The 10,354-nt window shown below is 74.3% G+C and carries 8 protein-coding genes and 1 pseudogene; 3 read left to right on the forward strand and 6 right to left on the reverse strand.

Annotation, left to right across the window (positions count from 1 at the left end):
• Positions 1–64: 64 nt before the first annotated feature.
• A pseudogene (locus tag F6X68_RS11015) lies at positions 65–856 on the forward strand (neutral zinc metallopeptidase); the annotation flags it as partial.
• A 4-nt stretch (positions 857–860) separates the two neighbouring features.
• Here F6X68_RS11015 and F6X68_RS11020 read toward each other — a convergent pair.
• Complete coding sequence (locus F6X68_RS11020; protein WP_151454175.1) at positions 861–1,415, reverse strand: hypothetical protein; 555 nt, start codon at positions 1,413–1,415, stop codon at positions 861–863.
• 184 nt (positions 1,416–1,599) lie between these two features.
• Here F6X68_RS11020 and F6X68_RS11025 point away from each other — a divergent pair, with 184 nt between their 5' ends.
• The gene (locus F6X68_RS11025; RefSeq protein ID WP_151454176.1) at positions 1,600–2,253 is read left to right on the forward strand and encodes an HAD family phosphatase; all 654 of its coding nucleotides are present in this window, start codon (positions 1,600–1,602) and stop codon (positions 2,251–2,253) included.
• 79 nt (positions 2,254–2,332) lie between these two features.
• Here the strand turns inward: F6X68_RS11025 and F6X68_RS11030 are convergent, their stop codons facing one another.
• From F6X68_RS11030 to F6X68_RS11050, 5 genes are all read right to left on the reverse strand, one after another.
• Positions 2,333–4,882, reverse strand: a complete 2,550-nt coding sequence (locus F6X68_RS11030) for an ABC transporter permease (protein WP_151454177.1) — start codon at positions 4,880–4,882, stop codon at positions 2,333–2,335.
• The gene (locus F6X68_RS11035; RefSeq protein ID WP_151454178.1) at positions 4,882–5,649 is read right to left on the reverse strand and encodes an ABC transporter ATP-binding protein; all 768 of its coding nucleotides are present in this window, start codon (positions 5,647–5,649) and stop codon (positions 4,882–4,884) included. The genes F6X68_RS11030 and F6X68_RS11035 overlap by 1 nt, the downstream gene beginning before the upstream one ends.
• Before the next feature lie 340 nt (positions 5,650–5,989).
• Positions 5,990–6,676, reverse strand: a complete 687-nt coding sequence (locus F6X68_RS11040; RefSeq protein WP_132237447.1) for a response regulator transcription factor — start codon at positions 6,674–6,676, stop codon at positions 5,990–5,992.
• 25 nt (positions 6,677–6,701) lie between these two features.
• Positions 6,702–7,898, reverse strand: a complete 1,197-nt coding sequence (locus F6X68_RS34720) for a sensor histidine kinase (RefSeq protein WP_151454179.1) — start codon at positions 7,896–7,898, stop codon at positions 6,702–6,704.
• Positions 7,899–8,110: 212 nt separating this feature from the next.
• On the reverse strand, positions 8,111–9,019 hold the full coding sequence (locus tag F6X68_RS11050) for a PD-(D/E)XK nuclease family protein (RefSeq protein WP_151454180.1): 909 nt from the start codon (positions 9,017–9,019) through the stop codon (positions 8,111–8,113).
• Positions 9,020–9,267: 248 nt separating this feature from the next.
• Here F6X68_RS11050 and F6X68_RS11055 point away from each other — a divergent pair, with 248 nt between their 5' ends.
• Positions 9,268–10,326: a site-2 protease family protein gene (locus tag F6X68_RS11055; protein WP_370518934.1), complete on the forward strand. Its 1,059-nt coding sequence runs from the start codon at positions 9,268–9,270 to the stop codon at positions 10,324–10,326.
• Positions 10,327–10,354: the final 28 nt, after the last annotated feature.

Below are 10,354 nucleotides of genomic sequence, written 5' to 3' on the forward strand. Positions count from 1 at the left end.
GGACCGGTGAACCGTCGCCGTCCGCGGCGTCGCCCACCTCCCTGCCCCGGTATGGCGGACCCGCCGCGGGGGTACTGGACGTCGTGACGCCGACGCCGGGGAGGGCACTGTGACGACGCGTGTGCAGGGCCGGTCGCGAAGCGCGCTGGCCGGCCTGCTGGTGGCCCTCGTCGCGGCGGCCGGGTGCGTGGTCGGCGGGGTGTCCGAGTCCGACGGACAGCCCGCTCCGGGGCGCCCCGGCGGCCCGGCCTCGCCCGGCGCCGAGCAGACCCGGGCCGACGGCACCACCAGCGTCGCGGAGTTCCGGCAGGACGTCGCCGACGCGCAGAGCATCGCCGAGCGGTACTGGGCCGCCCAGTTCCGTGCCTCGGGGCAGCGCTTCCGCCCGATCAGCCGGATCGTGCCGTACCAGCGCGCCGGGGAGGTCTCCTGCGGCGGGCAGCCGCTACCGCGCAACAACGCCGTCTACTGCTCGGCCGGCGACTTCATCGCCTACGACGTGAGATGGTCGGTGGGCGCGTTCCGACAGGTCGGCGACGCGTTCGTGTTCTACCTGCTCGGCCACGAGTACGCGCACGGCATCCAGGCCCGGCTCGGCATCCGCCACTCCTACACCATCCAGCAGGAGTTGCAGGCCGACTGCATGGCCGGGGCGTACCTCGGCGACTCGGTGCGCTCGAAGGCACTGCGGCTCGCCGACGGCGACCTGGAGGAGTTCCGCGAGGGGCTGCTGGCCGTCGGCGACGCACCCGACCAGCCCTGGTTCGCCGAGGGCGCGCACGGCACCGCCGAGCAGCGCACCGAGTCGTTCTTCCGCGGCTACGAACGGTCCCTGGCCGCCTGCGGCCTCACCTGAGCGGTCAGAACTCGCCCCACCACTGCCGCACCCACACCGAGGCCCCGCCGCCGTTGTCGCCGAGGTTCGGGTCGTTGAAGGAGAAGACCAGCCGCGACGGCGCACCGGCGTTGTAGTAGAGCATGCAGCCGCTGCCGGCGCCGACCGGGAACCACCGGCCCGAGCCGTAGAACAGCCCGGTGCTGAGCACCAGCATGGAACCGGAGGTCACCTTCGCGATCAGGGCGTACCGGGGAGCGTCCGGCGCGGGCCAGCCGCTGCCGGCCAGCGGCAGCTCGCCGGCGATCGACTTCTGGGTGCCCCAGTGGTCGATGCGGACCTTGCCCAGGGCGGACACCCGGAACACGTCCCGGTCGACCATGCCCACGGGGGAGGGCCACGTGGTGTGCACGTTGCCCGGGGCGAACCAGTCCCGCTCATCCTCGTGCTGGGGGGTCTCCAGGCCGTAGCACCGCTCCAGCGGCAGGCTCGCGGCGGCGGCCGGCCCGGCCGGCCAGATCGCGGCGGCGGCGGCCAGCAGGATCACGGTGCACCGGGAGACCAGGGATCGGACGCGCATGGCGACCTCCGGGCGAGGGACCGCCGTGGCTGGCGGCCGGTTGTCCCGAGTCTCGCGCCCGCGCGCAACCCGTCGACCAGGTCACCCCGCGGCACCTGGGCGCGCGCTGGCGGCGTGGGGGCTGAGAGGATCCCGGGGTACGCACCCGAGGGAGGACCCCCTGAACAGCCACCACCCCGCCGCCGTGCTCTTCGACATGGACGGCACCCTGGTCGACAGTGAGAAGCTGTGGGACGTCGCGCTGCACGAGCTGGCGGCGGAGTACGGCGGCACCCTCTCCGATCCGGCCCGCAAGGCGATGATCGGCTCCAGCATGGCCGCGTCGATGCGCCTCCTGCACGACGACCTGGGCCAGCCGGGGCGCGACCCGCAGGCCAGCGCGGCGTGGATCAACGCCCGGATCCTGGAGCTGTTCCGCACCGGGCTGCGCTGGCGCCCCGGCGCGCTGAACCTGCTGCGGGCCGTCCGGGCGGCGGGCATCCCGACGGCGCTGGTGACCTCCAGCGGCCGGCCCCTGGTGGAGGTGGCGCTGGACACCCTCGGGCGCGACAGCTTCGACGCGGTCGTCTGCGGCGACGAGGTCGAGGCGGCCAAGCCGCACCCGGAGCCGTACCTGACCGCCGCCCGGCTGCTCGGCGTGCCGATCGCCCGCTGCGTGGCGATCGAGGACTCGCCCACGGGGGTGGCCAGCGCGCTCGCCGCCGGCGCGGCGGTGCTGGCCGTACCGGCCGAGGTGCCGATCGCGCCGCTGGACGGCGTACACCAGCTGGAGAGCCTGACCGGCGCGGACCTGGAGCTGCTGGCCGCCCTGCTCGGCGCGCCGCCGCCGGGCGCCTGACGGACGAGGGGCGCCGCCGCCCGGCGCCTGAGACGACGAGGGCCCCGCCGACCGGCGGGGCCCTCGTCGTGCGGTGGGATCAGTCGTGGGCGATGGCGCCGAGCACGTTGATCCGGGCGGCCCGGACCGCAGGCAGCGCCGCGGCGACCACCCCGACGATCGCGGCGAGGCCGAGGAAGATCCCCATCTGGGTCCAGGGCAGCACCAGGTCGGTGATGCCCTCGTCGCGCAGCGCCTCGACCACGGCCGCGCCCAGGCCGGCGCCGACGACGACGCCGAGCAGCGCGCCGAACACCGAGATCACCACCGCCTCCACGGTGATCATCCGCATGGTCTGCGCCCGGCGCAGGCCGATGGCCCGCAGCAGCCCCAGCTCCCGGGTGCGCTCCAGCACCGACAGCGCCAGGGTGTTGATGATGCCGAGCACGGCGATCACGATGGCCAGCGCCAGCAGGATCTGGATCATCATGAGCAGCCCGTCGAGCTGACCGGTCTGCTGCTCGATGAACGCCTCCCGGTCGGCCACCGACACCTCGGGGGAGTCGGCCAGCAGCGCCTCGATCTGCGGCTGCACGTCGGCCACCCGGGTGCCCGGCGCCAGCTGGATGAATCCCTGGATGGGCTGCGGGATGGCGAAGCCGCTCGCCGCCTCCGCCGGCAGCACCACCGGGTTGGTCAGCTGGGAACTGGCGTAGATGCCGGTCACGGTGTACGTCCGCGCCTCGCCCCGGGACGTCTGCACCGGCACCTTCGACCCCACGGAGAGGCCGCGCGCCGTCGCGGTGTCGGAGCTGACCAGCATCCCGTCCGGCGCCAACCGGTCGATGTCGCCGGCGGTCGGCTCGGCCCCGAAGATCAGCCGCAGCGCGGCGACGTCACTGCTCGCCGCCACCCAGGTGCGCTCGCCGCCGACCATCGCCAGGTCGCCGTACTCGCCGTCGGCCAGGCGCACCCCCGGGATCGCGGCGGCCTTCTCCAGCACCGCCGGGTCGAAGCTCGGCGGCCGGGGGCCGCTCTGCGCCCCGGCGATCACCAGCTCCGCCTTCAGGCTGTCCTGGGCGAGCCCGCCGATGCTGCTCTTCGCGGAGTCCAGGATCACCGTCACGCCGGTGACCAGCGCGATGCCGACCATCAGCGCGGCGGCGGTGATGGCGGTGCGGCGCGGGTTGCGCCCCGAGTTGAGCCGGCCCAGCTTCCCCGGCACCGACCAGGCGAAGAGCGCGCCGAGCAGGCTCACCACCGGCCGGCTGATCAGCGGCGTCAGCAGGGCCACGCCGATGAAGGCGAACAGCACCCCGCCGAGGATGGTGGCGAGGGTGTTGCCCCCGGCGTTTCCGGTGAGCCCCAGCGCCAGCAGCGCGCCACCCACGGCCGTGACGATCGCGCCGGCCACGGTGACCTTGGTCAGCGGGCGGTCGGGGGTGGCGACGTCCTGCATCGCCGCGATGGGCGGGATCCGCGACGCCCGCAGCGCCGGCAGCAGCGCCGCCACCACGGTGATCACGAGACCGACGGAGAACGCGCCGACCACCGCGGAGAGCGGCACGCCGATCCCCGCCAGGGTCAGCCCGCCGGCGAACGTGCTGAACAGGTACGCCAGCAGCGCGCCGATGCCGATGCCCGCGCCGAGGCCCAGCACCGAGGCGACCAGCCCCACCGCGATGGCCTCCAGCACCACCGAGCCGATGATCTGCCGGCCGCTGGCCCCCACGGCGCGCATCAGCGCCAGTTCGCGGGTGCGCTGCGCCACGATGATCGAGAAGGTGTTGAGGATCAGGAAGGTGCCCACCAGCAGCGCCACCGCGGCGAAGCCGAGCAGGATCCGGTTGAAGAAGGACAGCGCCTCCTTCATGCCGGCCGCCGCGTCCTCGGACAGTTGCGTACCGGTCTTGACCTCGAATTCGGCACCCACCGCGGCGGCCACGGCGTCGCGCAGCGCCTCGTCGGACACCCCGTCGGCGGCGGTGACCGAGAGGTTGCTGAAGGTGTCCGGCGCGCCGAGCATCAGCTTCTGCGCGACCGGCGTGGTGAACATGATCTCGTTGGCGCCACCGATGGAGTCCCGGCCGCCGCTGTAGCCGAACACGCCGACGATGGTGAACTCCTGCTTCGGCTGGAGGGTCAGCACGCCGACCCGGTCGCCGACCTTCACCTTGCCGGCCGTCGCGAGCGCCTTGTTGATGACGATCTCGTCGTCGGCCTGCGGGGCCCGCCCCTCGCGAAGCCGCACCAGGTCGCTCTCGCCGGTCCAGTTCTCGCCGAGCTGCGGCGGGCCGAACGAGGCGACCACCTTGCCGTTGCCACCGATCAGCCGCGCCCCGTCGACGCCGACCACGCCGGTGGCCTCGGCGACGCCGGGCACCGCCCGGACCTTGTCGAGGGTGGCCGCCGGCACCGGCGCCGCCACCGGCATGCCCTCCGTCTCGCCGATGTCGATCTTCGGCTTGGCGGCGACGTTGACGTCCACGCCCTCGTACGCGTCGGCGAAGATCGCGTCGAACGAGCGGCCGAGGGTGTCGGTGAGCACGAACGCGCCGGAGACGAACATGACGCCCAGCACCACGGCCAGGCCGGAGAGGATCAGCCGGACCTTGCGGGCCAGCAGGCTCTTCAGGGTCGCGCGGAACATCAGCGCGCCACCTCGGCGGGGGTGTCCAGCTTCTTCATGGTGTCCAGCACCGTGTCGGCGGTCGGCTCGATCAGCTCGGAGACGATCTGCCCGTCGGCGAGGAAGACCACCCGGTCGGCGTACGCGGCGGCGGTCGGGTCGTGGGTGACCATCACGATGGTCTGCCCGTGCTCGCGCACCGAGTTGCGCAGGAAGTTCAGCACCTCCGCGCCGGCCCGCGAGTCCAGGTTGCCGGTCGGCTCGTCGGCGAAGATCACCTCGGGCCGGGCGACCAGCGCCCGGGCGCACGCCACCCGCTGCTGCTGGCCGCCGGAGAGCTGCGCCGGCCGGTGGTCCAGCCGGTCCCGCAGCCCGACCGTGGCGATCACCGTGTCGTACCAGGCCGGATCCGGTTTGCGTCCGGCGATCGACAGGGGCAGCAGGATGTTCTCCTTCGCCGTCAACGTCGGCAGCAGGTTGAACTGCTGGAAGATGAAGCCGACCTTGTCGCGGCGCAGCTTCGTCAGGCCCGCGTCGCCCAGGCCGGTGACCTTCGTGTCGCCGATCGACACCGTGCCCCGGGTCACCGAGTCCAGGCCCGCGAGGCAGTGCATCAACGTCGACTTGCCCGAGCCCGACGGCCCCATGATCGCCGTGAACCGGCCCCGCTCGAACTCCGCGCTGACCCCCCGCAGCGCGATGACCTGCGCCTCGCCGCTGCCGTACACCTTCCACACGTCGTTCGCCCGGGCCGCGGCCTGCGCCTGCTGGCCTACCGTCGCGGTCACGTCATCTACCTCTTCCGTCTGTCTTCGGTCCGCGCCGCCCCCGCTGGTCCGGCACGGCAGTCCCATCATCTGTGCTCGCCAGCCCCGATCCCTCCGACTCCGGTCGGAGCCGTGGCGGATTTCGCGCTGCGGGTGCCCCCCCAATGCCGACTCAGGGTTGCCCCTGAGTGGGCGGCCGGGCGAGGGCGTTCCGCCGGCCGGGACCGATCCTGCACAGTGACGCCGCGTCAGGGTCAACCGCGCGGCGACGTCTCCGGTCACGGTAGGTGACGGCGGCAACCGCGCCGCGTGCCGTGGCGAATCCCCGGGTACGCGGCCCGCGCCGGCCGGCGACGAGGCGCTACGCCCGTGGGCGGACCAGACCCGACTCGTACGCCAGCACCACGGCCTGCACCCGGTCGCGCAGCCCCAGCTTCGTCAGCACGTGCCCGACGTGGGTCTTGATGGTGGTCTCGCTGACCGACAACGCCCGGGCGATCTCGGCGTTGGACAGGCCCCGGGCCACGTGCACGAGCACCTCCCGCTCCCGCTCGGTCAGCGCGCTCAGCGTGCGGGGCGGCGCGGCCGCGGGGTCGGGCAGCGCGTCGGCGAAGCGGTCCAGCAGGCGCCGCAGGATGCGCGGCGCGACGACCGCGTCCCCGGCGGCCACCGTGCGGATCGCCGCCACCAGGTCGTCGGCCGGCACGTCCTTGGCCAGGAAGCCGCTCGCCCCGGCCCGCAGCGCCCCCACCACGTACTCGTCCAGGTCGAAGGTGGTCAGGATCAGCACCCGCACCGGCAGCCGGGCGTCGACGATCGCCCGGGTCGCGGCGACCCCGTCCATCCGCGGCATCCGGATGTCCATCAGCACCACGTCGGGCAGCAGCCGGCGGGACAGCTCCACCGCCTCCAGACCGTCGGCGGCCTCGGCGACGATGTCCAGGTCGTCCTCCGTGCCCAGCACCATCCGGAAGCCGGTACGCAGCAGCGGCTGGTCGTCGGCGAGCAGGATGCGTACCGGCCGTGCCGGCACCGTCGCGTCGGTCACCTGATTCCCCCGTCCCGATCCCCGGTCACGCCGCCGCGCCCCGGGGTTCCACCGGGATCCTCGCCGACACCCGGAAGCCCCCGCCCGGCCGCGCCCCGGTACGCAGGACACCACCGTAGAGGGCGACCCGCTCCCGCATCCCGACGAGGCCGTGCCCGATCCGGTCGCCGTCGGGCCCGGGGCCGCGCCCGGTGTCGGCGATCTCCACGTCGACCGTGTCCCCGTCGAAGCTCAGCAGCACCTGGGCGGTGGCCGCGCCGGCGTGCTTGAGCGCGTTGGTCAGCGCCTCCTGGGTGATCCGGTAGAGGGTCAACGCCACCCCCTCCTCCAGCGTCGCCGGGGTGCCCTCGACCCGCAGGGTCACCGGCAGGCCGGCGTCGCGCACCTGCTCCACCAGCGCCTCGATGCCGGCGAGCCCCGGCTGCGGAGCCAGCTCGGCGGCCGGCTCGGCGTCGGTACGCAGCACGTCGAGCAGCCGGCGCATCTCCCGCAGCGTCGCCCGGCTGGTCTCCTCGATGGTGGCGATCGCCCCGTCGGCCGCGTCCGGGTCCTTCGGCAGCACGCGACGGGCCCCCGTGGCCAGCACCCCCATCACGCTGACGTGGTGCGCGACCACGTCGTGCAGCTCGCGGGCGATGCGGCGGCGTTCGTCGGCGACCGCCCGCTCGGCCAGCGAACGCTGGTTCTCCTCGGCCGCCCGGGCCCGCTCCCGCAGCGCCTCCGTGGAGGCCCGACGGGCGTGCACCGCGCGTCCCACCGAGTACGCCACCGCCCCCACCAGCAGGTTGTTCAGCACCAGGTAGGCGGGACTGACGTTCGCCAGCAGCTCGTCGGGCGGCGGCGCGAGGGCGCTGGTGGTGGCGACCGGTATCCACAGCACCAGCGCCGCCACGACCGCCGTACGCGGTGGCCCGGCGGCGGCCGCCGTGTAGGTGAGCACCATGAAGGTCATGCCCTGCGTGGTCGGCGCGGGGCCGAGCAGCAGCGGCACCGCCAGCGTCGCCACCGCCAGCGCGACCGCCGCCCACGGCGCCACCCGCCGCCACGCCACCGGGGCGGCGCAGACCACGCTCCAGCCCAGCGCCGCCAGCAGGCGCCCCGGCCAGTACTCGCGGGGGGTCAACGCGGTGAGCACCACCTCCGCCACGACGAGCCCGCCGGCGAGGAGCACGTCCGCGGCGAGGGGGTGCTGGCGCAGCCACGCCCGGGGGCCCGAAGTCATACCGCGACGCTATCCGCCGTCGCGGCCGATTGATCGTCGCCGGCGGTGAGCCCGGCCTCATCCCTCAGGAGGAGAGCAGCTCGTCCCCGTCGGGGCGGCCGACGAGGGTGTCACCCGCCGCGTGAGCGCCAGACGACCGGCCGTGCGGCGGCTTCGAACCCGTTGCCGAGTGGCGGAGGACCTCACCGGATGGTGGTGCGCCGGTCAGCCGGTCACTCGTCGGCGCCGGGAGGCGTCGGGCGGGACCGGGCGTCGCGCAGCGGATCCGGCGCCGCCTGCGTCGGGAACGGCGGCGGGGTGCCCCCGAAGGTCGGGCAGAGCGCCTGGTGGCTGCACCAGTCGCAGAGCCGGCTCGGGCGGGGACGGAAATCCTGCTGGGCGGTCGCCTGCTCGATCGCCCGCCACAACGCCACCACGGTGCGCTCGAAGCGCAGCAACTCGTCGGCGTCCGGGGCGTAGTCGCAGATCTCCGAGTCCTTGAGGTAGAGCAGCCGCAGCACCCGGGGGACCACGCCCCGGGTGCGCCAGAGCACCAGCGCGTAGAACTTGAGCTGGAACAACGCCCGGGCCTCGAACGCCTCGCGCGGCGCGCCGCCGGTCTTGTAGTCGACCACCCGCAGCGCCCCGTCGGGCGCCACGTCGAGCCGGTCGACGTAGCCCCGGATCAGCAGTTCCTCGTCGACCACCGCCGAGATCAGGCTCTCCCGCTCGGCCGGCTCCAGCCGGCGCGGGTCCTCCACCGCGAAGTAGCCCTCCAGCAGCCCGGCGGCGGAGCGGAGGAACTCGGTCGCCGCCGGGTCGCCGTCGGCGAACAGCGCCGCCAGCTCGGGCTGCTCGGTGACGAGCCGGTCCCACTGCGGGGCCACCAGGTCGCCGGCGGCCGTCGGGGTGCGCCCGGCGGCCGGCAGGTCGAACAGCCGCTCCAGCACCGCGTGCACGAGTGTGCCCCGGGCCTGCTCGACGGTCGGCCGCTCGGGCAGCCGGTCGATGCTGCGGAACCGGTAGAGCAACGGGCAGGTCTTGAAATCCGCCGCCCGTGACGGCGACAGCGAGGCCCGCACCGTCGCCGGGACATCGGCCGGGGTCGGGGAATGCTGCGTGGTCACCGGTTCCGCCGTCATGCCCGGAAGGTTAGGGCACCGGTGTGACACCACCGCCGTCGCCGCACCGGTGCATGATCGCGTCGCCGGACGGTGCACCAGCGCGTCGCCGCGCCGGCGCCCGGTCCCGTCACCACACCGGCGCATGATCTCCGCCGCGTAGCATCGATCCGATGGAGCAGACGAGGCGACCGCGCCGCCGGCCCGACGCGCGGGGCGGCCTGACCGTGGGCCGGGTGTTCGGGGTGCCGCTGCACCTCAACGGCTCGATGGTGCTGCTCACCCTGCTGGTGACCGTGCTGTACGCCGAGTTCGCCCGCCGCCAGCTCGAGCTGTCCCAGCTCGCCGGCTACCTGATCGGCTTCGGCTTCGTGGTCTCCCTGCTCGGCTCGGTGCTCCTGCACGAGCTCGGCCACGCCCTCACCGCCCGCCGCTACGGCATCGGTGTGCGCGGGATCACCCTGGAGCTGCTCGGCGGCTACACCGAGATGGACCGCGACGCCCCGACGCCCCGGATCGACCTGCTGGTGTCGCTCGCCGGCCCGGCCGTCTCCGCCGTGCTCGGCGTGCTCGCGGTCGCCGCCACCCTCGCCCTGCCCGACCGCACCCTGGCCAACCAGCTCGCCTTCCAACTGGCCGTCAGCAACGTCATCGTCGCGCTGTTCAACATGTTGCCCGGCCTGCCGCTCGACGGCGGCCGGGCGCTGCGGGCGGCGGTCTGGGCGGTGACCCGCGACCGGCACCGCGGCACCGAGGTCGCCGGCTGGGTGGGACGCGTCGTCGCCGTCGGCACCGCCGCGCTGGTCGCCCTGCTCACCCTCACCCGCGACCTGGCGCCGCTGGCGCTGCCGCTGATGCTGCTCGTCGCGTTCACCCTGTGGCGCGGCGCCGGGCAGTCGATCCGGATGGCCCGGATCAGTCGCCGCTTCCCGCTGATCGACCTGGCCCGGCTGGCCCGGCCCGTGCTCGCCGTGCCCACCGGCACGCCGTTGGCCGAGGCGCACCGCCGGCGCGCCGACGGGAGCACCCCGGGCGCCGCCCTCGTGGTCACCGACACCGCCGGCCGGCCGGTCGCCCTGGTCGACCCGGCGGCGGCGGACGCCGTGCCCGTGGAACGCCGCCCCTGGCTGGCCGTCGACGCGGTCGCCCGATCCCTGCCCGACCTGCCCGCGATGCCGGTGGGACTCGACGGGGAAGGCGTGATGGAGACCGTGCAGACCCACCCGGGCGCGCAGTACGTGGTGACCTCAGGCGAAGATGTCGTGGGCATTCTGCACATCGCGGATCTGGCTCAGCTCCTCGAACCTCAACGGAAGATGAACACGTGACCGCAACTCCCCCCGCCGCCCCGGCAGA

The sequence above is a fragment of the Micromonospora sp. AMSO12t genome (genome assembly GCF_008806585.1).
GTDB lineage: Bacteria > Actinomycetota > Actinomycetes > Mycobacteriales > Micromonosporaceae > Micromonospora > Micromonospora reichwaldensis.